Below are 24,431 nucleotides of genomic sequence, written 5' to 3'. Positions count from 1 at the left end.
TTAAGTGTAATAAAGGTTAATTTTTACTTATGCAAAAAGTTATATTTTTTTTAAAAACAAAATCCTATATTACTAGACGAAAGCAAAAGAATAAGGTAGAATATTTTCAGAATACTTATTTTATTAGAAACAGTTTTATTCATCAAGTAATTCAGAAGGAATACATAGGGGGGATTCGTTTAGAAATAAGATAAACGATCGTTGGGGAAAGAGGATTTTATTTTATTTAAAAATGGGGGTTACATAATGAAGAAGAGAAAAATGACAGGCATTCTCCTATCTCTCATGCTATCCGCTGGAATAATGATGGGCTGCGGCGGAGCGAAAGACACAAATTCAGCGGCTTCGGGCGGCAGCGGCCAGAGCGCATCCGGCGAAACAATTAAAATCGGTGCCAACCTCGAGATGTCAGGCGGGGTAGCTTCATACGGACAATCCGCCGTCGAAGGTCTTGAACTGGCGATTGAAGAGATTAACAAAGAGGGCATCAACGGTAAGAAACTTGAGCTTGTAAAAGTAGACAACAAGTCTGAAGCGGCGGAAGCGACAAGCGGTGCCATTAAGTTAGCCAGCCAGGACAAAGTAGTTGCCATTATCGGTGCAGCAACAAGTACGAACACATTGGCACAGGTGCAAGTAGCACAGGATAACAAAATTGTTCTTCTGACGCCAACGGGTACAAACCCGACCATCACAAACAAAGATGGTAAAGTAAACGATTATGTATTCCGCACTTGCTTTATCGATCCGTTCCAGGGCACGGTAGCGGCAAACTTTGCAACCAATGATCTGAAAGTAAAGAGCGCCGCTATCTTCATCGATAGCTCCAGCGACTATGCGAAGGGCCTGGCAGCATCGTTTGAAGAAGCGTTTGTAAAAGCCGGCGGCAAAGTAGTGGCAAAAGAAGCATATGTAGCGAAAGACACAGACTTCCGCGCAACGCTTACACGCATTAAGTCCGCAAATCCGGAATTTGTTTTCTTACCGGGCTACTATGAAGAAGTAGGTCTGATTCTGAAGCAGGCACGTGAACTTGGCCTTAACGTTCCATTTATGGGCGGCGACGGCTGGGATTCTCCTAAGCTTGTAGAAATCGCTGGCGCTAAGGCTCTGAACAATACGTTTATTACAAACCACTATTCTTCTGGCGACAGTGATCCGGCTGTAAAGAAATTCGTAGACGCGTTCAAAGCGAAATACAACGGCAAATCTCCGGACGCGTTCAACGCACTTGGCTACGACTCCGCGTACTTCCTGGCTGATGCCATCAAGCGTGCAGGCGATGCTGACCCGGCGAAGATCAAAGATGCAATGGCACAAACGAAAGACCTGCAGCTTGTATCCGGCAAGCTGACTATCAATGAGCAGCACGACCCGATTAAATCCGCTGTTATCTTGGAATACAAAGAGGGCAAGCAAGAATTCAAGACAAAAGTAAATCCATAAGCGGGTAACACCGCGGCCGAATGGGGGGAGGGGTCCCCCCATTCGGAATTTATACCATACATTAACGCATTATTGCACGAAAGTGCGGCTCAAGGGGAGTGCATACATGGAATTTGTACAACAACTGATAAACGGAATTTCGCTGGGAAGCATTTATGCGCTAATCGCGCTGGGCTATACGATGGTATACGGCATTATTAAGCTTATTAACTTTGCTCATGGTGACGTATTCATGGTGGGCGCGTTTGTCGGATTTTATGCAATTACAGGGTTGGGCATGAGCTTTTTCCCGGCGCTGTTGCTCGCGATGGCAGTGTGCTCGGTTTTCGGGGTGTTGATTGAGCGGATTGCGTATAAGCCGCTGCGCAATGCAACGCGTATTGCAGCATTGATTACGGCGATCGGGGTTTCTTTATTTATTGAATATGGAACAATCTATGTGCGTGGCGCGCAGCCGGAAGCGTATCCGGGTGATGTGTTACCGTCCACTAGTTTTCATATTTTTGGGGCTACGATAAGCAGCCAGTCTTTATTTATTCTTGGTACATCCGTTGTTTTGATGGTTCTTCTGCAGTTTATCGTTCATAAGACAAAAATCGGAAAAGCGATGAGGGCGGTTTCATACGATGCGGAAGCGGCTCGTTTGATGGGCATTAATGTTGACAATACCATCTCTGCCACGTTCGCCATCGGTTCAGCCCTGGCGGGTGCAGCAGGTGTTATCTTTGGGCTTTACTATATAAAAATTGAACCGCTGATGGGCATTATTCCAGGTCTGAAAGCATTTGTCGCGGCAGTGCTGGGCGGTATCGGTATTATTCCGGGCGCGATGGTAGGCGGTCTGCTGCTTGGCGTAATCGAGTCCCTTGTCAGTGCGGTGGGCTACTCTCTATGGCGCGACGGGGTTGCGTTCGTCGTTCTCATTCTTATCTTAATCTTCAGACCGTCCGGGCTTTTTGGTAAAAACGTACGGGAGAAAGTATAGGGAGGCAAAGCGATGGCGAATATCAACCGGAAGAAGGGATTCTGGCTCTCTATTGTCTTGGCGCTTGCCGTATATGTGGTGGGACAGGTGCTAATTTCAGGAGAAATATTGAATTCATTCTATATTAATACGCTCTTTTTCATGGCGATTAACATTATTCTGGCGGTAAGCCTGCATTTGATTATCGGGATTACAGGTCAATTCTCAATCGGACACGCCGGATTTCTTGCGGTCGGAGCGTATGCATCCGCTATTTTTACGATGAAGTTGCAGATGCCGTTTGGCGTCGCTCTACTGGTGGGCGGGCTTGCCGCTGCAGTGGCAGGGCTGATTATCGGGATTCCGAGCCTTCGCTTAAAAGGTGACTACCTGGCGATTGCCACGCTCGGATTCGGGGAAATTGTACGGATTTTTCTGCTGAATGTTGACTATGTCGGCGGTGCAAGCGGCATGCAGGTATCCCACCTGACAGATTGGACATGGGTATTTGCCTGCTTGCTGGTGACGATTATTGTTATCGTAAACTTTACAAATTCCACCCATGGCCGGGCCTGCATCTCCATTCGTGAGAATGAGATTGCTGCCGATGCGATGGGGATTAACACGACGTATTACAAAGTAGCCGCGTTTGTAATCGGATCGTTCTTCGCAGGAATAGCGGGCGGCCTATACGCACATAACTTCTACATTATCCAGCCGACCAACTTCGGTTTTCTGAAGTCGTTTGACATTCTAATCTTCGTTGTATTGGGCGGTCTGGGAAGTATGTCGGGCGCAGTCATCGCCGCGATACTTCTAACGATTGTCTCCGCCTTCCTTCAGGATTATCCGGAAACACGGATGATCATTTACAGCCTTGTGCTTGTAGTCATGATGATATACCGTCCGAAGGGGTTGATGGGTACGAAAGAGATTACCCAGTTCTTTACGAAGAAACGTCAGGGCATTGAAGGAGGAGAGTCGGATGGCAAACACACCGCTGCTTAAAGTAGACAATGTCGGCATTCAATTCGGGGGATTGAAAGCCGTCTCCGGCGTTAATGCTGAATTGCATCAAGGAGAGCTCGTAGGCCTGATCGGCCCGAACGGGGCGGGCAAGACTACGTTTTTTAATCTGCTTACCGGGGTGTATGTGCCGACGGAAGGCCAGATTATGCTGAACGGAGAGAGACTGAACGGACTCGCTCCTTACCAGATTACCCGAAAAGGCATCAGCCGAACTTTTCAGAACATCCGGCTGTTCGGCGAATTGTCCGTGCTTGATAATGTAAAGGTCGCGTACCATTCGCTGGCCAGGCATTCGATTTTAAGCTCTATTCTCCGCCTGCCGTCCCATTTCTCGGGCGAGAAAGAAATGGAAGAAAAGGCAATCGAATTTCTTAAAATCTTTAAGCTGGATGGTCTAAGATATGAAATGGCCAAGAACCTGCCGTACGGTCAGCAGCGCCGGCTTGAGATTGCCCGTGCATTGGCGGCGCATCCAAAGCTTCTGCTGCTGGACGAGCCGGCGGCGGGGATGAATCCGCAGGAAACGCGGGAGCTTATGGAATTGATCGCATTTATTCGCAAAGAGTTTCATCTGACCATTCTGCTGATCGAGCATGATATGCCGCTGGTCATGGGGGTATGCGAGCGAATCTACGTGCTCGATCACGGACAATTAATCGCACAAGGCTCGCCGGAGGAGATCCGAAACAATCCGAAGGTTATCGAAGCGTATCTCGGCGAGGAGGTTTCTTGATGCTAAAAGTAGACGAAATCAATGTATATTACGGTAACATCCAGGCGCTGAAAGGTGTCTCGCTTGAGATTAATCAGGGCGAAATCGTAACGCTCATCGGGGCGAACGGCGCCGGAAAAAGTACGCTCCTCAAAGCGATTTCCGGCCTTCTGAAACCGAAGCAAGGGGAAATCATGTATCTGAATCAATCGATTGCAGGCAAACCGGCGCAGACGATTGTAAAACAGGGAATCTCTCATGTGCCGGAAGGTCGCCGCGTATTCGCAAATATGACGGTGGAAGAAAACTTGGAGCTAGGTGCATTTCTTCGTAATGACAAAGACGGTATCCGCCAGGATTTTGAGAAGGTATACGAGCTGTTCCCGCGTCTGTTGGAGCGCCGCAAACAGCTTTCGGGTACATTGTCCGGCGGGGAGCAGCAAATGCTGGCGATGGGAAGGGCGCTGATGGCACGGCCCAGGCTGTTGCTGCTGGATGAACCTTCGATGGGGTTGTCTCCGCTGCTTGTTAAAACGATCTTCCGTATTATCGAAGAGATTAATGAAACGGGCACAACGATTTTGCTCGTTGAGCAAAACGCCAACATGGCTTTATCCATCGCTGACCGGGCTTATGTTATCGAAACCGGGCGTGTCGTCCTTTCCGGAACAGCCGACGAGCTAAACGCAAGCGATCAGGTAAGAATGGCCTATCTAGGTGGTCATTAATCTTCTTTTTTTCCAAAATCATAGATTATACCGGGCCGTCTTCCGACATAATAAGTAGGAAGACGGTTTTTTTAGGGAAAGACCGGCAACGCCCGCGAGTTTTTCTTATGCATTGTGAAATACAAGATTACAAGAAAGAGGGAGAAGCATGGCATACAAGAAAACAGCCGCACTTCTGCTTATGACGGCACTCGCCGTAACGAGCGCAGGATGCGGCAAGCAAGCGGTAGATTCGGCGGCTAAGCCGGTGCAGGAGGCTGCGCCGGTACAGAAAACGCAGAATCAGGCTCCGGTGATTGTCGCGCCGCTGACCGGACTGCCTGTGGATGCTGAAATTACGGACCGGGTGGTGATGGTGATGATTAACAATCACTCTAAAGCAAGGCCCCAGTCCGGACTGGATCAGGCAGACGTTGTATATGAAATGCTTGAAGAAGGATTGATTACGCGCTTTATGGCATTTTATCAGAGCAAGTCTCCTGAAGTGGTCGGACCCGTACGCAGCATTCGTCCTTATAATATCGAAATCGGTCAGGGTTTTGATGCTATTCTTTCGCATGCCGGGGGCAGTGTCGCGGCGCTAAGCATCATTCGAGACGGGGGGTATGCGGATATGGACGAGATTTACGCATATCCGAAAGCATACTGGCGTGATAAATCACGCAAAGCACCCCATAATTTGTATACAAGTATTGAAAAGCTGCGCAAAGGCGCGGAAGAAAAAGGATATAGGCTGGGCGGAGAGGTGCCGGTGTTCCGATTCAGGAAAGAAAGCGATAGTGTACAGGGGGAGCCGGGAACAAAAATAAAGATTCAATATTCAAAGCGGAACACGGCCGGGTATGAGTATGACCCGGATACGAAGCAGTACAAGCGCTTTACTGCAGGCAAACCCCATATGGATAAAGAAACCGGCAAACAGCTGACAGCGACCAATGTGCTGGTTATCGCGTCGCAGCATCGCACGCTTGATAGCGAAGGTCGCTTGGAAATCGATACAATGGGGCCGGGCGAAGGCTATCTGTTTCAGCGCGGACAAGCCCTTAAGATTACGTGGGAACGAAAAGACGGAGCCATCCGCGCTTATCAGAACGGCGTAGAGATGCCGCTGTATCCGGGAACAACCTGGGTAAACGTCGTGCCGACAACCCCTACACTTGCGGATCATCTCACGTTTGAATAGTAAATGCTTGCCTTATCGAAAAACGTTTTCCTTGTCAAACCGCGGTAAATTTCATATTATAAAAATAGCCTATGCTTTACTTCTTAAGCAATGTAAAGCAGTACTTGCTTAAAGAGTAAGTGTGCCGGGAACGGAGGGAAAGTCGGTGCAATTAGATAAGATTAAAGGCAAAGAGCTCGAACAGCTATTCGAAGCGATTCTCTTATTGGAATCGATAGAAGATTGCTATTTATTCTTTGATGACCTGTGTACGGTCAATGAGATGAAATCGATGGCACAGCGCCTGGAAGTGGCGCGCATGCTGCGTGACAAGCAGACATACAGCCAGATCGAAGAGGAAACCGGCGCCAGCACGGCGACCATCTCGCGCGTGAAGCGCTGCCTGAACTACGGCAACGGCGGATACATGGCCGCGCTGGACAGGTTAAGCGGTAAGAAAAAAGCATAAGAGAGAGATAGGCACCTGTTTTTCAGGCAAGACTGGAAGACAGGTGTTTTATTTTTCGGTAAAAGCTAGAAGCAGGAGGTTATGAAGTTGGAAATGGACATGGAAAAATGGCGGCACGTCTTTAAGCTGGATCCGGATAAAGCGATAGAAGACGCAGCGTTGGAAGCAGTATGTGAATCTGGAACAGACGCCATTATCGTCGGAGGTACAACCAACATTACGTTTGACAATACGATTGATTTGCTGAGCCGGGTCCGCAGGTACGCCGTCCCCTGTGTATTGGAGATTTCAAACGTGGATGCTATCGTACCGGGTTTTGACGCCTATTTTATTCCGCTCGTATTGAATGCGCAAAATCCCGACTGGATTTTCAATGCACATGTAAAAGGGTTGGAAGAGTACGGTCCATTTATTAAATGGGATGAAGTGTTTGTCGAAGGATATGTGGTCGGCAACGGGGATTCGGCTGTAGGGCGGCTGACAGAGAGCCGGACTCCCGTCAGCGAAGAGGAGATAAAGGCTTACGCACGCCTTGCGGACCAAATGCTGAAGCTGCCGATTTTTTATATCGAATACAGCGGCACATACGGTGATCCGAAGCTCGTACAGGCGGCGGGAAAAGTAGTGCATAACAGCCGGATCTTTTACGGAGGCGGCATTCGCAACCGGGAACAGGCGGTTGAAATAGCGCGCTGGGCAGATACCGTGGTAGTTGGCAATGTCGTATACGAAGAGCTGGCGCAGGCGCTGGCCACAGTAGATGCGGTCAAGTCTACGAAAAAATGACGAAGCCTTTTAATTCACAGGGAAATCGCCGGACAAAGAGGAATGAATGTTTGCTATAATGACAGGGTAACGTTTGCATGGAAAGGAGTTATCCGCCTTGTTTATAAATAGTGAAGATGCTCTGCAGGGACTGAATCCGCAGCAGAGAGAAGCCGTGCTTGCGACGGACGGACCGCTCTTGCTCCTGGCCGGTGCAGGAAGCGGAAAGACGCGTGTGCTGACCCAGCGCATCGCGTATTTATTGAGAGAAAAAAACGTGGCGCCATGGAGCATTCTGGCGATTACTTTTACGAACAAAGCTGCGCGCGAGATGAAAGATCGGATTTCGGCAATTGCGGGACCGGACGCCGAAGACATCTGGATTTCGACGTTTCACTCCATGTGTGTGCGTATTTTGCGGCGTGACATCGATCGAATCGGCTATAATCGCAATTTCACGATTCTGGATTCGAGCGACCAGGTATCCGTTATCAAGCAATGTCAGAAGGAGATGAATATCGACCCGAAGAAATACGATCCGCGTGCCGTGCTTGGACTCATCAGCAGCGCGAAAAACGAGTTGAAAACGCCGGAACAGTACGGCGGCATGGTGGCAGGCCCGGTCGAACAAATCGCCCAGCAGGTTTACAGCCTGTACCAGAAAAAGCTGAAAAGCAACAACTCGCTGGATTTTGATGATTTGATTATGAAGACGATTCAGTTATTTGAAGAAGTACCGGAAGTACTCGAATTCTATCAGAAGAAATTCCGGTATGTACATGTTGACGAGTACCAGGATACAAACCGTGCCCAGTATATGCTTGTAAAGATGCTTGCGGCGGGCTATAAAAATATTTGTGTGGTCGGTGACTCCGACCAGTCGATCTACCGTTGGCGTGGTGCGGACATTACCAACATTTTGAATTTCGAGAAAGACTATCCGAACGCGCGGACCATTCTGTTGGAACAGAACTACCGCTCTACCAAGAGAATTCTCGAAGCGGCCAATAAGGTCATCAGCAACAACATAGGACGCAAGCCGAAAAATTTGTGGACGGAAAATGACGAAGGTGCCATGATTCGCTACTACACGGCCGACAGCGAGCACTCGGAAGCGTACTATATCGTCGACGAGATACAGAAAGCGGTAGACCGCGGCCGCGAATACCGTGATGTCGCCATTCTGTACCGTACGAATGCGCAGTCCCGTGTGATCGAGGAAGTGTTCGTTAAATCGGGCATTCCGTATAATATCGTCGGCGGAACAAAGTTCTATGACCGCAAAGAAATTAAGGACATGCTGGCATATCTGCGGCTCATCTCCAATCCGGACGATGACTTGAGCTTGACGCGGATTATTAATGTGCCGAAGCGAGGCATTGGCGCGGGTACGGTGGAGAAAATTGCGGCGTATGCGGCCCGGCAGGGCATCTCCATGTATAAGGCGATTCAAGAAGTGGACCAAATTGGCCTAAGTGCACGGCTTAGCGACGCTGTAGTGAAATTTGCCCATCTAATTACCGAATTGGAGGGCATGCAGGAATATCTGGGTGTGACGGAGCTTGCGGAAGAGGTGCTTACGCGTACGGAATACCGCGAAGAGCTGCGCCGGGAAGGAACGCTGGAAGCGCGCAGCCGCATCGAGAATATCGAAGAATTTCTGTCTGTTACCATGGAGTTCGAGCGCACGAACGAGGACAAGACACTGGTAGCATTTCTAACCGATCTTGCGCTGGTGGCGGACATCGACAAGCTGGACGAGACGGAAGAGGACCGGGGAAATGCGGTTGTCATGATGACATTGCACAGTGCCAAAGGGCTGGAATTCCCGGTGGTGTTTCTGGTAGGAATGGAAGAAGGAATCTTCCCGCATTCCCGGGCGCTTCTCGAAGAAGTGGAGATGGAAGAGGAACGACGTCTTGCCTACGTAGGCATTACACGTGCTGAGGAAGAGCTATTCCTGACACGGGCGCTGATGCGAACCTTATACGGACAGACGAAGATGAACGCACCGTCCCGCTTTATCGAGGAGATTCCGGAACATCTAATTCAGCCGGAAGGCATAGTACAGCAGCGGCTTGCGGCTCGCAACGGGCGCGTGGACAGCCGAGCAGCACAGCCGCAGCAGCGTGCCGGCGTTGTCCCGATGCGCAGCACGCAAACGATGGGCGGCGCTTCGGCTGTAAAGGCAGAAGGCGGCGCGGAGGCGCTTGATTGGAAAGCAGGCGATAAAGCGGAGCACGGCAAGTGGGGTATCGGCACAGTGGTGTCGATAAAAGGAAGCGGCCAGGATTTAGAGCTGACTATCGCCTTCCCGAACCCTACGGGTCTGAAAAAGCTCCTGGCTAAATTTGCTCCAATCAAAAAATTATAAAGCAAAGAGGAGAATCTCTTTCTAAATTAACTAGGGTTAAGCGAGGGAGATAGGATGGATCAAAACGAGGCTGTTCAGCGGATAGAAGAGCTGCGCGACATGATCGAGCAGCATAACTACCTGTACTATGTAAAAGATGACCCGCAAATCTCTGATTATGAATACGATAAGCTTATGCAGGAGCTGATTCGTCTGGAAGGAGAATTCCCGGAATTGCTGACGCCGGATTCCCCAACCCAGCGGGTCGGGGGAACCCCGCTCGAATTTTTTGAGAAAGTCGAGCACACCACTCCGATGCTTAGTCTGGGTAATGCGTTTGACGAACAGGATCTGCGTGACTTTGACCGCCGTGTCCGACAGGGGCTGGGCGTAGAGGGACCTGTCCGCTACGTATGCGAATTGAAAATTGACGGGTTGGCCGTCTCGTTGCGTTATGAAAACGGGCGTTTCACGCGCGGAGCGACGCGGGGCGACGGACGTATTGGGGAGGACATTACCCAGAATTTGCGTACGATCCGTTCGCTTCCGGTTAAATTAAAGAAGCCTCTGACCCTGGAAGTTCGAGGCGAAGCTTTTATGCCACGCAGGGCGTTTGAGCGGCTGAACAAGGAGCGACTGGAGCGCGAGGAGCCGCTATTTGCCAATCCGCGCAACGCGGCAGCCGGGTCGCTGCGTCAGCTTGATCCGAAAATCGCGGCGTCGCGTTCCCTTGATATTTTCCTGTATTCCATAGTCGGCGAAGACATACTCCCCGTCGATACGCATAGCGGGGCACTGGACATGCTTGAAGAGCTTGGCTTTAAGGTGAATCCGGAACGCCGCATATGCGAAGGGATTGACGAAGTGATTGCTATGGTCGAAGGATGGCGGGAAAGACGAAGCGAGCTTGCATATGATATCGACGGCATGGTAGTGAAGGTGGATCGCCTTTCGTATCAGGAAGAGCTGGGATACACCGCGAAAAGTCCGCGCTGGGCCATCGCATTCAAATTTCCGGCGGAAGAGGTGGTAACGGTTCTGCGTGATATCGAAATTACTGTAGGACGTACAGGCGCCATCACGCCGACCGCGATTCTTGACCCGGTTAGCCTGGCCGGAACGACCGTACAGCGGGCGTCACTGCACAATGGAGACATCATCCGCGAGAAAGGCATTATGATAGGCGATCATGTCGTAGTCAAGAAAGCCGGAGATATTATCCCGGAGATCGTAGCGGTAAAGGCGGACATGCGTACCGGAGAGGAAAAGCCGTATCATATGCCGACCCATTGCCCGGCTTGCGAGAGCGAACTTGTGCACCTGGAAGAAGAGGTAGCGTTGCGCTGTATTAATCCGCAGTGTCCGGCGCAGATTCGGGAAGGAATTATTCATTTCGTTTCCCGCAACGCCATGAATATTGATGGAGTAGGCGAGAAGGTCGTAGCCCAGCTGTATGAGCATGAGATGATCCGCAGTGTGGCTGATCTCTATTACTTGCAGCGGGAAGAACTGCTTCAGCTGGAACGTATGGGAGAGAAATCAGTCGATAACATGTTAAAGGCGATCGAGGCGAGCAAAAGCAATTCTCTGGAACGTCTTCTCTTCGGGCTTGGTATTCGCTTTGTGGGCGAGAAAGCGGCCCGTCTGCTGGCGCAGCATTTCGGTACGATGGAGGCGCTGCAGAAGGGAACGGAAGAAGAGATTGTGTCCATTCATGAAATCGGCACGAAGATCGCCGAAAGTGTTGTGAAATATTTCGAAAAGCCGGAAGTAACGGAGACGATAAACCGTCTGCGCGAAGCCGGCGTTAATATGGAGTATAAAGGCCTGCGGACGGAAGATGTAAAGACCGATTCGCCATTCTCGGGCAAGACAGTTGTGCTGACAGGTACGCTGGAAAATGTAACACGTAAAGAAGCCCAGCAAATGATTGAAGTACGGGGCGGAAAAGTGTCCGGCAGCGTCAGCAAGAAAACCGACCTTGTCGTCGCCGGAGAGGCGGCAGGCTCAAAGCTGACGAAAGCGAACGAGCTGGGCATTCAGGTTATTGATGAAAAAACGTTTCTTGAATGGGTGAACAAATAACGAATAAAACTCTGCCTGGAATAGAACGGGCAGAGTTTTATTCATTTTTGAATCAAAACAAATTCAAATATGAATAAAAAATCAAGAAAATTCATTTTCTTGATTTGCCGGGACAGTTGGGGGATGGAAGGTAGGTCAAGGGCATTTCTGTGTATAATGGATGGAACAATACATTTTGTATTCCGTTTGTAAGGAGGAGCCGGTTTATGCAGGACCAGCAGGAAAATGTATCAGACGTTTTGATGGAACTGAATGCAATCATTGAGACATCGACGGACAATATTGTAATTGCAGATGGAGCAGGGCGGGTTTTGCGGGTTAGCAGCAACTGTCGTGAGATCTACGGAATTGAGCCGGAAGAATTGTATGGAAAAAGCTCACAGGAATTAGAAGAAGCAGGTGTATTTTCGCCTTCTGTAACGCTGAAGGTGCTGGAAACGAAAGTGAAAGAGCAGGTTATCCAGCATACGAAGACAGATAAAGTCGTTATGGCGACCGGATACCCGGTATTCGACGAACAGGGCAGACTTGCGCGGGTGGTAAGCTATTCGCACGATATGACCGAGATCATGTCCCTGAAGAAAAATTTCGAGGAGCTGGCGGAACAGGTCAAACGGTATGAGAGCGAGCTTGAAGAACTGCGCGAGAAGGAAACACGCATTCCGGGCGTTGTTGCGGAAAGCCCGCAGATGAAGCGGGTCATTACGATGGTGCAGCGTGTAGCCAAGGTGGATACTACGGTCCTGCTGCTCGGGGAATCCGGCGTAGGAAAGAATGTCATCGCTAAAGCGATTCATAGAAAAAGCGCACGCAAATCCCAACCTTTCATCGAAGTGAACTGCGGCGCCATTCCTGAAGGTTTGCTGGAATCGGAGTTGTTCGGCTATACATCCGGCTCTTTTACGGGAGCAAGCAAAGGCGGCAAGCCCGGTATTATTGAACTCGCGGATAAAGGTACACTGTTCCTCGACGAAATCGGGGAAATGCCGCTGGCCCTTCAGGCGAAACTGCTCAAAGTCATCCAAGAAAAACAAATTACACCGGTCGGCGGCACGCGCCCGAAGAAAGTCGATTTCCGGCTAATCGCAGCTACCAATCAGGACCTTGAACGAATGGTAAAAGAAGGTAAATTCCGCAAAGATCTGTATTTTCGGCTGAATGTTGTGCCTATCGAAATCGCTCCCCTGCGGGAAAGACCCCAGGATATACTGCCGCTCATTCGCATTTTCCTTGAGAAATTCGCCGAAGCCTATGGATTGAAAAAGCGGTTGGATGAATCGGCGGTTCACTTACTGCTCAATTACAAATGGCCGGGAAATGTGCGGGAAGTAGAAAACGTAATGGAGCGCCTTGTCGTAACGACGGACGAAGAAGTTATATCGGCTGCCCATCTGCCCGAAACGATGCGGACAGAGGCGGAAGTAGCAGAAGTGCCGATCGCTGTCGGCTCCCGCAAGCTGAAAGATATTCTGGAAGAAGTAGAGAGAAGGGTAATCATGCAGGCGTATGAGGAATGCAGAACAACGCACGAAATGGCGGCCCGCCTTGGCATCAGCCAGCCTTCGGTTGTGCGGCGCCTGCAGAAATATCGCGGCCGGGAGGTAGACGAGCAATCGGAGTGAGCTGTTGATTCAAAAATGAATAATAAAGAGTAGAGTAGCTCCTCCCTAAAAGCCGGAAGCTTTAATATATAAAGGTTTATATAAACTGGCACGGCTTTTGCAAGTTTCTATGTAACGAGAAGAGATACACATCAATAGGAAAGTTGGAGGGGATACACCATGGCAAAAAAATATCAACCGGCAGACTCATTTGAATCTCCGCGTTTTTGCGGCGTGCGTACATTTATGCGCCTGCCTCATATTCAAACGACAGAAGATGTCGACTTCGTTATTTTGGGAGCCCCGTTTGATACCGCGGCTTCTTTCCGTGTCGGAGCACGGTTCGGTCCGGGAGCGGTACGCGATTTCTCGATTTTGCTCCGCCCGTACAATCCGGTCAGAAAAATTAACGTGTTTGATTACTTATCCGGGGTAGATTATGGGGATCTCCCTGTTGTGCCCGGCTATATTGAAGAGTCATACAAAAAAATTGAAGAAGGATTACTTCCGATTCTGGAAAAAGGTGTCGTGCCGATTACGATCGGGGGCGATCATTCCATTACGCTTCCCGAGTTGCGTGCGGTTGCCAAAAAGTACGGCCCTGTCGGACTCGTTCATTTCGATGCGCACAGCGATACATGGGATACGTATTTTGGACAGAAATACAACCACGGCACGCCGTTCCGCCGGGCATATGAAGAAGGACTGCTGGATACAAGCCGCAGCATCCAGGTAGGCATGCGTGGAGGGCTGTATGCGCCGGAAGATTTGGATGATGCGCGCGAGATGGGCTTTGACGTCGTAGAAATGCATGAAGTGCAGGAGATGGGAATCCCGGCAGTTATCGAGCGTATTCGTCAGCGCGCGGGAGACGGTCCGCTATTCCTATCATTTGATATTGATTTTATTGATCCTGCATACGCACCGGGAACAGGAACACCGGAAGTTGCCGGAGCAACGACAACAGAGGCGCTGCAGTTGCTTCGCGGCCTGGAAGGATTGAATTTTGTCGCATTTGATCTGGTTGAAGTGCTGCCATCATTTGACCATGCACAAATTACCGCTAATGCAGCATCGAACGTTATCTTTGAATTTATTACTCATCTGGCACTTCAGAAGAAAGCAAAAACAGAAACACTGGCCCATGCAGGGAAAAATTAATCAAAGAGTGCAAGAAACGGGCAGCAATTTTGCAGCAGTCGTTTCTTGCACTGCTATATACAAAGGAGACGCAAATCATGTCCCAGAACAATTTTCGAATGTATATGAATGGAAAGTGGGTAGAGGGGAGGGGAAACAGACGCACGCTTATCGATCCCTCTACCGGATCGGCCCTTGCTGAAGTAGCAGAAGCCTCATCGGAGCAGGTGCATGAGGCGGTACTGGCAGCGAAAATTGCATTTGAAACAACGGAATGGCCTGTAAATGCAAAGCTTCGTGTAGCTCTTCTTTATAAGCTTGCTGATTTATTGGAAGCTTCAGCAGAGGAATTTGCTCAAGTAGAAAGCCGGAATACAGGTAAGCCGATTCGCGAATCCCGCCTGGATATTATGGATAGTGTAACGTGCATCCGCTATTATGCCAATCTGGTAGAGTCTCGTGATGTGTGGCAAAAAGAGATGGAAGATGGAACAACCAGCCGTATACACGAAGAGCCAATTGGTGTATGCGCACTGATTGTTCCCTGGAATTTTCCGCTGCTTCTTGGCATATGGAAGCTGGCGCCTGCTTTGGCAGCAGGGAATACAATCGTATTCAAGCCATCGGAGATTACTCCTCTTTCCTTTGTAAAGCTGGCAGCATTAATTGAAGAGGCAGGAATGCCGGACGGTGTCTTTAACCTTGTATTAGGGGATGGGGCGGCGGTTGGCCAACCGCTTGTAAGTCACGAGAGTGTTAATAAAGTTTCATTTACGGGTGGAGCTGAAACAGGAAGAAGAATTTATCAGGAATGCGCAAAAACATTGAAGCGTGTCTCGCTTGAATTGGGAGGCAAATCTCCGTTGATAATTTTTGAGGATGCAGACGTAGAAATTGCAGTAGACTGGGCACTCTTTGGAGCATTTTTCAATCAGGGCCAGGTATGCGTTGCGTCTTCCAGGATATTGGTTCATAACGAGCTAGAACAGGAGTTTTTGAAAAGACTTTCTGATAGACTTGCTCATATTCGCATTGGAAAACCGCTGGAGGAAGCCACAGAAATGGGGCCTGTAATCAGCTTAGACCATCTTAAGAAAATCGAGCAATACATTCAGCTCGGGATTTCAGAGGGAGCAACGCTGTTTACAGGCGGAACGCGAATTCAGGGGGAAGATGGGTACTACATTACTCCTGCTGTATTTACTGATGTGAATCAAGAGATGAGAATCGTGCAGGAAGAAATATTCGGCCCTGTTATTACGGTTCAATCTTTCCATGATGAAGAAGAGGCGATTGCTTTAGCAAATGGCACAAAATATGGTCTGGCTGCCGGTATTTTAAGCCAGGATATAGAGCGGGCAAATCGTGTGGCTAACCGTGTCCAGGCAGGAACGATCTGGATAAATGGGTACCATACACCTCATGTAGAAACGGCATGGGGCGGTTTTAAACAAAGTGGCATTGGACGTGAGCTTGGACCATATGGATTAGCTGCTTTTACGGAACCAAAGCATATTAATATGAATTCACAGCTTCAAAAAGTTGGTTGGTATTCTGCAACATAGGGAGAGGATAGCATGTCAAATTCGACTGAAACAATAAGTCATGATAGCATGAGCCCGATTTCTGCAAATGAAAGGACAATGAGCTTATTTTCTACTTTTTTTCTTTGGCTGGGATCTAACGTTGTAGTGACCACCGTATTCACCGGAATGCTGTTCGTTCCGGATATGACGTATTCGACAGCCCTCATTGTAATTATACTTGGAACACTCCTTGGAACAATACCATTGATCCTTATGGGAAATATCGGAACGCGTACCGGCTTATCCACTATGGCACTGGCCCGCGGAGCCTTCGGGCAGCGCGGGGCGGTACTGCCTACCGCTGTGAACACTATTGTACTTATAGGCTGGAGCTGGATTCAGGCATATATGGGGGCTTTGAGCCTTAATGAAGCTATATCCTATTTGACAGGATATAGCAATATTAATCTCTTTACGATTCTGACTGAAGCGCTTGTAGTTCTGATGGCCATGTATGGACACCGGGTAATAGAGACAACGGAAAAATTCATCGTGTCTTTCATGGTGGTCTTGGTTGTAATCGTTTTCGGCTACATGTTTATTACATTTGATGTAGGAAATTTAATCAGAATGACTGTAATGGATAATCCTTCTATTACCGTCTCGGCGGCCTTTGATATTGTAATTGCAACCGTATTCTCGTGGATGCTTATGGTAAGTGACCATAACCGCTATTGTAAAACGGAAAAGGTCGGTATGGTGGGGACCTATCTCGGGTTTAGTGTCTCAACCATTATTGCGATGGTACTTGGGGCAACCGTGTCCGGGTTTTCGGTATTGAATCATATCACACGGACGTATGATCCAACTGTTTTAATTGGACATTTTAACCCTGTTTTTGGTTTTGCCGCGGCACTGGTTATTTTCATTTCCGTTTTATCGACGAATACAATGGTCTTATATAGTGCAACGATGTCTTATTTGGCCATCTTTAAGCAGCATCATTTCAAAAAAATTGTGCTAATATTAGGTGTTATTTGTATATTCGGAGCATTGCTTAAGGATTGGCTGCTTACCAATTTTCAGGGATTCCTCTTGATGATTGGAAGTCTTTTTATCCCGGTTGTTGCGATTATGCTCATAGATTACTACATTCTTAAACGCAAGCATTATGATGCTTCCGAAATTATTTCCGGTGAGAACAAACTTTACTGGTATTCGAATGGGATTAATTATGTTGCTTACATTTCTTTTATTATTGGGGCTGTATTCGCCTATTATTTCTCTTACGTACATCCTATTTCCGGAACGACAATACTAACCTTCCTGTTAACATGCGTGGTTTACGCAGGGCTAATGAAAGTTGCAAGAAAGGCTGTAGTACCTGAAGAGAACAAAGAATCGGAAGCAGTATAAGAAACACTAATTCATATGCATACCATGCAGAAAGCGAGGCCATATTATGATTAAGATCGATAAAATTGTTGATTTATCCCTCCCGTTAACGAATGATACCCCTATCTATCCCGGAGATCCTGAGCCGAATATTAGTGTAGCTACAACGTTAGAAAACGAAGGGTACAATTTACATTATGTGCACCTTGGTTCACAAACAGGTTCCCATGTAGATGCTCCTTACCACTTCAGTAATGAAGGTCAACGTATTGATGAATCTGATCTGCGTTTATTTGTCGGAACAGGCGTAGTCATCCCGGTAACAGGAAAAGGGGAAGAGGAAGAGATTACACTACAGGATGTTGAGCCTTACCTGGATCAGCTGGCTCCCGGAAAAATCGTGCTGTTTCATACGGGATGGTCGCAATATGCAGGAGAGGAAAAGTTTTTCCGTCACCCGTACGTTCATATAGATGTAATTCATGAAATGATTAGAAGAGGGATTCGTACGTTTTTCATAGATACAATAAATATAGATCGGACAGGAGGTACTGAATTTCCCGTCCATGATGCAGTAGCTGAGGTAAATGGAATTATTGCGGAGAATTTGACTAATTTCGGGGCGATTGATTTCCCGAATCCTCTCATAAGCGCCTTTCCTTTACGAATTATAGGGTCAGACGGTTCACCTGTTAGAGCGGTAGCGATGAAGATCGGGTAAAGGAGCAGGATAGACTTTTCAGGCTGTCGAGAAATCTTGACAGCCTATTTATTTTAAAGTATAAAAGAGTTTAGAAAGAATTAGTGTCTTAGGACAAAAATACAGAAAATTATTGATTTATCGCAGGATATAAACTAAAAATACAATTGATGATACGGGAACGAACGAGTATTCCGTTCACCACCTCATCGTCGAACATGACCGGAACAAAAACGCCGCCATCAACTTTGAAAATGAAGGACGCCGATTGCTCGGCGCCTAAGTGATAGATATTTTTTACCGTAGGAACGACTTCCCTGGTGCATGCATATGAAGGGACGAGAAGACGCGTTAGACTTTAAATTTACTCATTAAATCGTTTAATTCCTCTGCCATTTTTGTGAGGGTATGCGAAGCGGAAGAGATTTCTTCCATCGCAGCGTTCTGTTCTTCCGCCGCTGCCGCTACACCCTGGGTCAGTCCTGCTGTTTGTTCGGAAATTTGCGAAATACGGTTTACTGCCTCCGTCATTTTGTTCTTTTTCGCATCCATCTGTCTTACGATGTGGTTCACGTCCTTTACATGGGCAAACACTTCTTCTGCCGCTTGCAGTATATCTTCAAAAGAGCTTGAAGCGCTGTCCGCCATGACGATGCCCTGCTTAACCTCCGTGTTTGTCTCATTCGTTACTTCAACCGCATTGTGCATCTCCTGCTGGATCTCGACGATTAGGCGGCTGATTTGGCTTGCTGATTGAGCCGATTGTTCTGCGAGCTTACGCACTTCATCCGCTACGATCGAGAAGCCTCTGCCGTGCTCGCCTGCTCTGGCCGCTTCAATCGCCGCGTTCAATGCCAGCAGGTTGGTTTGCTCGGAGATAGAGGTGATAAGTGCTACAATATGGTCAATTTCTTCGGATTTTTTTCCGAGTGAGTGCACGGCAGCCGCCAGCTCTTCTACCTGCTGATAAATATGATTCATCTGTTCGGTTACTTCTCTGGCATTGCGATTTCCGTTTTCTGCTTTCTCCGCAGTTACCATGGATCGTTCATTTACCTTTTGGATACCTTCGGCTATTTTGTCCATGCTGTCTGTGATATCAGATACGATGTTTCTTGCATCGTCGACGATAGAGGCCTGCTGTTCGGTACCGCTGGCGACCTCCATCATGGACTCCGTAATTTGTTCCGCCGCTTTGCTGGTTTGCTCGGAACCCGCGGTCAACTGCTCAGAAGTGGAGGCAACCTGGTGAGTATGGGAGACGATTTGTCCCATCGTGTTCCGAAGCGTGTCATTCATCGAGTTGAAATTGCGGAACATCTGGCCGAATTCGTCCGCTGTTTTCACTTCGATATGGTGTGTGAAGTCTCCGCCCGACATCGCTTCCGATAATTCGTTGACGCGCCTAATGTTGCTTGTAATATAGCGGCTGTACAGCAGAATGATAACGACTGCAATAATGATAGAGAGAACAGCAGCTATAGTGAGTGCGTTGACCAGGGAGCGAACAGGAGCGAACATTTCGCTTTCCGGTATGACCAGCGAAAGTATCCAACCGTTCTCCGGAACGGTGTGATAATAGATCCGGTTCGTTCCTTTTTCGCCTGCATAAGTAACCATTCCGCTTTTTTCAGATGTCAGACGGGAGGAAGCCTGGGCAAGCGAAGCATTCGGATCGTTTTTAATGTTCATCTTCATCATTTTATTCGGGTCCGCATCCGCCAGATAGGTTCCTTTGCTATCAAGCAGGAATGCCCGGCCCGTCTCGCCGACCTTCGTTTGTCCGATTAGCTTCTGCAGACTGGACAGATCGATGTCGCATGTAATGATACCAAGAAATTCATGACTGCTGCTGTAAAACGGTACGCTGACAGTGACCATGGAAATCTTGGTGATTGAATCGAAATAAGGATCGGTATAGACGGTCGGCTGTTTGCTAGCTTTGCCTGTTTTATACCAATCCGTATTCGGATAATTATATTCCGGATTGCTGAACTCTTCCGTGACCTCGATTTTCCCGTCTTTCCGAAAGGCGTACAAAGAGAAATATTTCACATCTGAACGGTACTTGTAAGGTTCAAAGAACACGCCGACAGCGAAAGTTTCGGCATTTGAGCCGAGCGCGTTTTTCAGAATGGCCGCGTACTGTTCTTTCGTAATAGAAGGAGAGGAGAATTCTATGCTGCGGGCGAGCAATTCTGGAATCTTTTTATGGGCTACTAGATCTTTTTCGATAGCGGAACTAAGACCCCGTAGCTGTTCGTTCATCTTATCTTCGATTTGCCGGTTCATCAAAGATGTACTGTAAAAGTACGTAAACAATGTCATAAATAACAGAACGACTACAAATGTGGGAAGTAGAGATACAAGAGTACGTGCTTTAATGCTTCGGAACTTCATTTCTTATACAGCTCACCTTTCTTGTCAGACTTTTTGCCTAGCATTTTTTATTTTGTTTATATAAATGTATATCGGTAAATTTTCACAGCTCTTATATTGTTTATTAGAGCAAAGTTTAATATTTTGAAAATTATAAAAATAGAATGCGATTCATGAAAACGACAGGAGGTGAGACTGGCTCAGTTGCGGCTGTATAGTTTCTTTGGTATGATTTTATCTAGGTTTGTCCGCCTCAGAAGAGCGTAGCAGGGCGGAAAAAGCCAGGAAAATCAGGAGGTGGAACCATGAGCGCAATTTCGCGTGATGAGGTGGAATATGTAGCGAAACTCGCCCGCTTAAACCTTACCGAAGAGGAAGCGGTAAAATATACAGAGCAGTTGAACAGCATTCTTGAATTCGCAGGGAAACTGAATGAACTGGATACGACCAATGTGCCTCCGACCAGCCACGTGCTTGATGTATATAACGTCATGCGCGACGACGAAGTGCGTCCGTCCGCAGATCGTGAAGAAGCTCTGCGCAATGCACCGGACGAAGAAGACGGACAGTTCAAAGTACCGGCTGTAATGGAATAGAGAAAGGGGGACGAACACGTGTCTTTATTTGATAAAAAACTAGCGGACTTACATACCGAACTCGATAAAGGAGAAATCACGGTATCCGATTTGGTAAACGCTTCTTTTAAGCGCATCAGCCAAACGGAGGGTAAAGTAAAAGCCTTTATCTCATTTGACGAAGAAAATGCGCGCAACCGCGCCAAAGAATTGGACGAGCAGCAATCCCGCGGCGAAGAGAAAGGATTGCTGTTTGGTCTGCCTGCAGGGATCAAAGACAACATTGTAACCCGGAACGTAACCACTACATGTGCCAGCAAGCTGTTGGCCAATTACAATCCAATCTACAACGCCAGCGTGATGGACCGTTTGCATGCGGCCCAGTCTGTCATGATCGGAAAGCTGAATATGGATGAATTCGCCATGGGCGGCTCGACGGAAAACTCCGGCTTCCATAATACATACAACCCCTGGAACCTTGATTATGTGCCGGGCGGTTCCAGCGGCGGCTCGGCTGCGGCTGTGGCGGCCAGACAGGTCTATTTCACTCTCGGCTCCGATACAGGCGGATCGATTCGCCAGCCTGCTGCTTACTGTGGCGTAGTGGGGCTGAAGCCGACATATGGTCTTGTGTCCCGCTTTGGACTCGTGGCGTTCGCGTCTTCTCTGGACCAAATCGGACCGATCACGAAGAATGTGGAAGACGCCGCCTATGTACTGCAGGCGATTGCCGCACATGATCCGTTTGATTCTACGTCCGCTGAAGTAGACATTCCGGATTACATCTCCGCGCTCGACGGTGACATAAAAGGCATGCGTATCGGTGTACCGAAAGAGCTGATGGGTGAGGGCATCGATCCGGAAGTAAAAGAGAAAATAAACGCGGCGCTGAAAGTGCTGGAAGGACTCGGCGCAGTCGTCGAAGAAGTAACGCTGCCGCATACGGAATATGCAGTACCGACCTACTACATTCTTGCACCTTCTGAAGCGTCTTCCAACCTGGCGCGTTATGACGGTGTGCGCTACGGTGTACGTGCGGACAACGCGGAGAATCTGATTGAAATGTACCGTGAGACCCGCAGCCAGGGCCTGGGTGCGGAGGTAAAGCGCCGTATTATGCTGGGAACGTACGCGCTAAGCTCCGGCTATTATGATGCGTATTATAAGAAAGCGCAGCAGGTGCGTACGCTGATTAAACATGACTTCGACGAAGTATTTAAGAAATACGACGTGATCATCGGACCGACCGCGCCGACGACCGCGTTCAAGATCGGCGAGAAAGTCAATGACCCGCTGACGATGTATTTAGAAGACATCTGCACCATTCCGGTGAACCTGGCCGGCATTCCGGCCATCAGCGTGCCTTGCGGCTTTGCGAGCAACGGCCTGCCGATCGGACTGCAGATTATCGGGAAAGCGTTTGACGAGTCCACGATTCTGCGCGTCGCGCATGCCTATGAGCAAAATACAGACTATCACAAGGCTCGTCCTGAGCTGTAAGGGGGTACGGAACCATGGAATTCGAAACCGTCATTGGGCTGGAGATTCACGTCGAGCTATCCACGAAATCGAAAATTTTCTGCGGCTGCTCCACCGAATTCGGGGCGCCGCCTAATACGCATACGTGCCCGATTTGTTTGGGGCATCCGGGCGTTTTGCCCGTATTGAATAAGCGAGCGGTAGAATATGCAATGAAAGCGGCACTTGCGCTAAACTGTGAAATTGCGGAAGAAAGCGTATTTGACCGGAAGAATTATTTTTATCCTGATTTGCCAAAAGCATATCAGATTTCCCAGCTTGACAAAGCCATCGGCAAGAACGGCCGGGTAGATATCGAAGTGAACGGTGAGACAAAACATATCGGTATTACGCGTATCCAGTTGGAAGAGGACGCGGGCAAGCTAATGCATGCGGCAAGCGGATATGCGTCTCTGGTAGACTACAATCGTGTCGGAACGCCCTTGCTGGAAATCGTATCAGAACCGGATCTTCGTTCCCCGGAAGAAGCGCGTATTTTTCTGGAAAAATTAAAAGCGATTTTACAGTATTGTGAAATATCTGATCTGAAAATGGAAGAAGGCTCTTTGCGCTGTGATGCTAATATTAGTCTTCGTCCGGTAGGTCAGAAAGAGTACGGTATTCGTGCCGAATTAAAAAATGTAAACTCGTTCCGTAACGTGCAACGCGGACTCGAATATGAAGAGGTGCGTCAGGCCGATATTCTGCGCGAAGGCGGCGAAGTGGTGCAGGAGACCCGGCGCTGGGACGAAGCGAAGGGCCGCACCGTATCGATGCGCGGCAAGGAAGAAGCGCACGACTACCGCTATTTCCCGGATCCGGATCTCATTAAGCTAAAAATCAGCCGTGAATGGGTGGAAGAAATTCGCGCCACCATTCCGGAGTTGCCGGATGCGCGTAGACAGCGCTACATGTCCGAATTCGGTCTGCCGGAATATGACGCAGGCGTTATCACGATGTCCAAAGACATTTCTGATTTCTTTGATGCTGCCGTACAGACGGGCGCTGATGCCAAGTCGGTGGCCAACTGGCTTATGGGCGATCTAATTGGATATTTAAACGCCAACGAAAAAGAAATGAAAGACATTCAGATGACACCGGAAAGCCTGGGTCAGATGATTAAGCTGATCGAAAAAGGCACCATCAGCAACAGCATTGCCAAGAAAGTCTTCAAGGAAATGGTGGAGTCCGGAAAAGATCCGGAGAAGATTGTTGAAGAGAAGGGTCTTGTCCAGATTAGCGACGAAGGCGCGATTAAGCAGATGGTGGATGAAGTCATCGCCAAAAATCCGCAGGCTGTGGAGGATTTCAAAGCCGGTAAAGAGAAGGCGATCGGAGCTCTGGTTGGCCAGGTTATGAAAGCGTCCAAAGGGAAAGCAAACCCGGGCGTGGTGAACCAACTGCTGCGCGATGCGCTGAGCAAGCTATAGTTTGCAGTATAAAGAAAGGGTTGTCCATCGGTTATGGGACAACCCCTTTTTGTTGTAAAAAATGAAAGTAGCAATTCTATCAGTCTTTTGAAAGAGTACTCCCACTTCAAGCGTCAGCTAAGTGGGTGGTGAATTTCGGTTTGGCGTTAGCCGAAAGGCATTTGTTCTGAACATTTGCCTTTTTTGTTTCTTGTTGTATAATCAGTCTTACTAGTTAAAAGGATTGATTTCACATGAAATTAGACAGTAATAATCATTCGGTGTTCAGTCTGAATTATCATCTCGTGCTAGTGATTAAGTATCGTCGTAAGGTAATCAACACGGCTGTATCTGAAAAAGCAAAGCAGATAGATGTTTATGGATATTGGTGAGAAATACAATATCACATTGCTAGAATGGAATCACAATCAAGATCATGTTCATGCGTTGTTCAAAGCACATCCCAAAACAGAAC

The 24,431-nt window shown here is 48.3% G+C and carries 19 protein-coding genes and 1 pseudogene; 19 read left to right on the top strand and 1 reads right to left on the bottom strand.

The features are described from left to right. Positions 1-246: 246 nt before the first annotated feature. The 15 genes from ADA01nite_RS15380 to ADA01nite_RS15310 all read left to right on the top strand — a co-directional run bounded on the left by ADA01nite_RS15380 (position 247) and on the right by ADA01nite_RS15310 (position 18,096). Positions 247-1,446, top strand: a complete 1,200-nt coding sequence (locus ADA01nite_RS15380; RefSeq protein WP_146811161.1) for an ABC transporter substrate-binding protein — start codon at positions 247-249, stop codon at positions 1,444-1,446. A 106-nt stretch (positions 1,447-1,552) separates the two neighbouring features. Then, positions 1,553-2,431 (top strand): branched-chain amino acid ABC transporter permease, encoded by an 879-nt coding sequence (locus ADA01nite_RS15375; RefSeq protein ID WP_146811160.1) that lies wholly within the window; start codon positions 1,553-1,555, stop codon positions 2,429-2,431. A 12-nt stretch (positions 2,432-2,443) separates the two neighbouring features. Continuing rightward, on the top strand, positions 2,444-3,418 hold the full coding sequence (locus ADA01nite_RS15370) for a branched-chain amino acid ABC transporter permease (RefSeq protein WP_146811159.1): 975 nt from the start codon (positions 2,444-2,446) through the stop codon (positions 3,416-3,418). After that, the gene (locus ADA01nite_RS15365; RefSeq protein WP_146811158.1) at positions 3,396-4,172 is read left to right on the top strand and encodes an ABC transporter ATP-binding protein; all 777 of its coding nucleotides are present in this window, start codon (positions 3,396-3,398) and stop codon (positions 4,170-4,172) included. The genes ADA01nite_RS15370 and ADA01nite_RS15365 overlap by 23 nt, the downstream gene beginning before the upstream one ends. Beyond that, entirely contained in the window at positions 4,172-4,879 is a 708-nt protein-coding gene (locus ADA01nite_RS15360; protein ID WP_146811157.1) for an ABC transporter ATP-binding protein, read from the top strand. The genes ADA01nite_RS15365 and ADA01nite_RS15360 overlap by 1 nt, the downstream gene beginning before the upstream one ends. A 148-nt stretch (positions 4,880-5,027) precedes the next feature. Continuing rightward, the gene (locus ADA01nite_RS15355; RefSeq protein WP_146811156.1) at positions 5,028-6,062 is read left to right on the top strand and encodes a DUF3048 domain-containing protein; all 1,035 of its coding nucleotides are present in this window, start codon (positions 5,028-5,030) and stop codon (positions 6,060-6,062) included. Positions 6,063-6,207: 145 nt separating this feature from the next. After that, positions 6,208-6,510 (top strand): YerC/YecD family TrpR-related protein, encoded by a 303-nt coding sequence (locus ADA01nite_RS15350; protein ID WP_146811155.1) that lies wholly within the window; start codon positions 6,208-6,210, stop codon positions 6,508-6,510. 93 nt (positions 6,511-6,603) lie between these two features. Continuing rightward, a complete protein-coding gene (gene pcrB, locus ADA01nite_RS15345; RefSeq protein ID WP_146811175.1) occupies positions 6,604-7,296 on the top strand; it encodes a heptaprenylglyceryl phosphate synthase in 693 nt (230 codons plus the stop codon). 97 nt (positions 7,297-7,393) lie between these two features. After that, complete coding sequence (gene pcrA / locus ADA01nite_RS15340) at positions 7,394-9,649, top strand: DNA helicase PcrA (protein WP_146811154.1); 2,256 nt, start codon at positions 7,394-7,396, stop codon at positions 9,647-9,649. 54 nt (positions 9,650-9,703) lie between these two features. Next, positions 9,704-11,713, top strand: a complete 2,010-nt coding sequence (gene ligA, locus ADA01nite_RS15335; protein WP_146811153.1) for an NAD-dependent DNA ligase LigA — start codon at positions 9,704-9,706, stop codon at positions 11,711-11,713. Positions 11,714-11,919: 206 nt separating this feature from the next. Beyond that, positions 11,920-13,335 carry a sigma-54 interaction domain-containing protein gene (locus tag ADA01nite_RS15330; RefSeq protein WP_146811152.1) on the top strand — a complete coding sequence of 472 codons (1,416 nt, stop codon included), beginning with the start codon at positions 11,920-11,922 and terminating at the stop codon, positions 13,333-13,335. 159 nt (positions 13,336-13,494) lie between these two features. Continuing rightward, on the top strand, positions 13,495-14,475 hold the full coding sequence (gene speB / locus ADA01nite_RS15325) for an agmatinase (protein WP_146811151.1): 981 nt from the start codon (positions 13,495-13,497) through the stop codon (positions 14,473-14,475). 77 nt (positions 14,476-14,552) lie between these two features. After that, entirely contained in the window at positions 14,553-16,019 is a 1,467-nt protein-coding gene (locus ADA01nite_RS15320; RefSeq protein WP_146811150.1) for an aldehyde dehydrogenase family protein, read from the top strand. A 12-nt stretch (positions 16,020-16,031) separates the two neighbouring features. Then, positions 16,032-17,396: a purine-cytosine permease family protein gene (locus tag ADA01nite_RS15315; RefSeq protein ID WP_146811149.1), complete on the top strand. Its 1,365-nt coding sequence runs from the start codon at positions 16,032-16,034 to the stop codon at positions 17,394-17,396. 49 nt (positions 17,397-17,445) lie between these two features. Further along, positions 17,446-18,096: a cyclase family protein gene (locus ADA01nite_RS15310; RefSeq protein ID WP_218029573.1), complete on the top strand. Its 651-nt coding sequence runs from the start codon at positions 17,446-17,448 to the stop codon at positions 18,094-18,096. A 330-nt stretch (positions 18,097-18,426) separates the two neighbouring features. Here the strand turns inward: ADA01nite_RS15310 and ADA01nite_RS15305 are convergent, their stop codons facing one another. Next, complete coding sequence (locus ADA01nite_RS15305) at positions 18,427-20,475, bottom strand: methyl-accepting chemotaxis protein (protein WP_146811147.1); 2,049 nt, start codon at positions 20,473-20,475, stop codon at positions 18,427-18,429. Positions 20,476-20,759: 284 nt separating this feature from the next. Between ADA01nite_RS15305 and gatC the strand changes: the two genes are divergently transcribed. The 4 genes and pseudogenes from gatC to tnpA all read left to right on the top strand — a co-directional run. Continuing rightward, positions 20,760-21,050 (top strand): Asp-tRNA(Asn)/Glu-tRNA(Gln) amidotransferase subunit GatC, encoded by a 291-nt coding sequence (gatC, locus tag ADA01nite_RS15300; RefSeq protein ID WP_146811146.1) that lies wholly within the window; start codon positions 20,760-20,762, stop codon positions 21,048-21,050. 18 nt (positions 21,051-21,068) lie between these two features. Next, a complete protein-coding gene (gene gatA / locus ADA01nite_RS15295) occupies positions 21,069-22,529 on the top strand; it encodes an Asp-tRNA(Asn)/Glu-tRNA(Gln) amidotransferase subunit GatA (RefSeq protein WP_146811145.1) in 1,461 nt (486 codons plus the stop codon). 14 nt (positions 22,530-22,543) lie between these two features. After that, the gene (gene gatB, locus ADA01nite_RS15290) at positions 22,544-23,977 is read left to right on the top strand and encodes an Asp-tRNA(Asn)/Glu-tRNA(Gln) amidotransferase subunit GatB (RefSeq protein WP_146811144.1); all 1,434 of its coding nucleotides are present in this window, start codon (positions 22,544-22,546) and stop codon (positions 23,975-23,977) included. A gap of 233 nt (positions 23,978-24,210) precedes the next feature. Next, positions 24,211-24,431: pseudogene (tnpA, locus tag ADA01nite_RS15285) on the top strand (IS200/IS605 family transposase); the annotation flags it as partial.

Origin of the sequence: Aneurinibacillus danicus, from assembly GCF_007991215.1 — a bacterium.
GTDB classification, from domain to species: domain Bacteria; phylum Bacillota; class Bacilli; order Aneurinibacillales; family Aneurinibacillaceae; genus Aneurinibacillus; species Aneurinibacillus danicus.
This window is presented reverse-complemented; position numbering and strand designations above follow the sequence as displayed.

Coding starts and splice junctions, on each gene's coding strand:
- pcrB (WP_146811175.1), top strand. CDS start 6,604: ATGGACATGGAAAAATGGCGGCACGTCTTTAAGCTGGATCCGGATAAA.
- ADA01nite_RS15365 (WP_146811158.1), top strand. CDS start 3,396: ATGGCAAACACACCGCTGCTTAAAGTAGACAATGTCGGCATTCAATTC.
- ADA01nite_RS15360 (WP_146811157.1), top strand. CDS start 4,172: ATGCTAAAAGTAGACGAAATCAATGTATATTACGGTAACATCCAGGCG.
- ADA01nite_RS15375 (WP_146811160.1), top strand. CDS start 1,553: ATGGAATTTGTACAACAACTGATAAACGGAATTTCGCTGGGAAGCATT.
- speB (WP_146811151.1), top strand. CDS start 13,495: ATGGCAAAAAAATATCAACCGGCAGACTCATTTGAATCTCCGCGTTTT.
- ADA01nite_RS15370 (WP_146811159.1), top strand. CDS start 2,444: ATGGCGAATATCAACCGGAAGAAGGGATTCTGGCTCTCTATTGTCTTG.
- ADA01nite_RS15355 (WP_146811156.1), top strand. CDS start 5,028: ATGGCATACAAGAAAACAGCCGCACTTCTGCTTATGACGGCACTCGCC.
- gatC (WP_146811146.1), top strand. CDS start 20,760: ATGAGCGCAATTTCGCGTGATGAGGTGGAATATGTAGCGAAACTCGCC.
- ligA (WP_146811153.1), top strand. CDS start 9,704: ATGGATCAAAACGAGGCTGTTCAGCGGATAGAAGAGCTGCGCGACATG.
- ADA01nite_RS15380 (WP_146811161.1), top strand. CDS start 247: ATGAAGAAGAGAAAAATGACAGGCATTCTCCTATCTCTCATGCTATCC.
- ADA01nite_RS15315 (WP_146811149.1), top strand. CDS start 16,032: ATGTCAAATTCGACTGAAACAATAAGTCATGATAGCATGAGCCCGATT.
- ADA01nite_RS15305 (WP_146811147.1), bottom strand. CDS start 20,475: ATGAAGTTCCGAAGCATTAAAGCACGTACTCTTGTATCTCTACTTCCC.
- ADA01nite_RS15330 (WP_146811152.1), top strand. CDS start 11,920: ATGCAGGACCAGCAGGAAAATGTATCAGACGTTTTGATGGAACTGAAT.
- ADA01nite_RS15320 (WP_146811150.1), top strand. CDS start 14,553: ATGTCCCAGAACAATTTTCGAATGTATATGAATGGAAAGTGGGTAGAG.
- gatB (WP_146811144.1), top strand. CDS start 22,544: ATGGAATTCGAAACCGTCATTGGGCTGGAGATTCACGTCGAGCTATCC.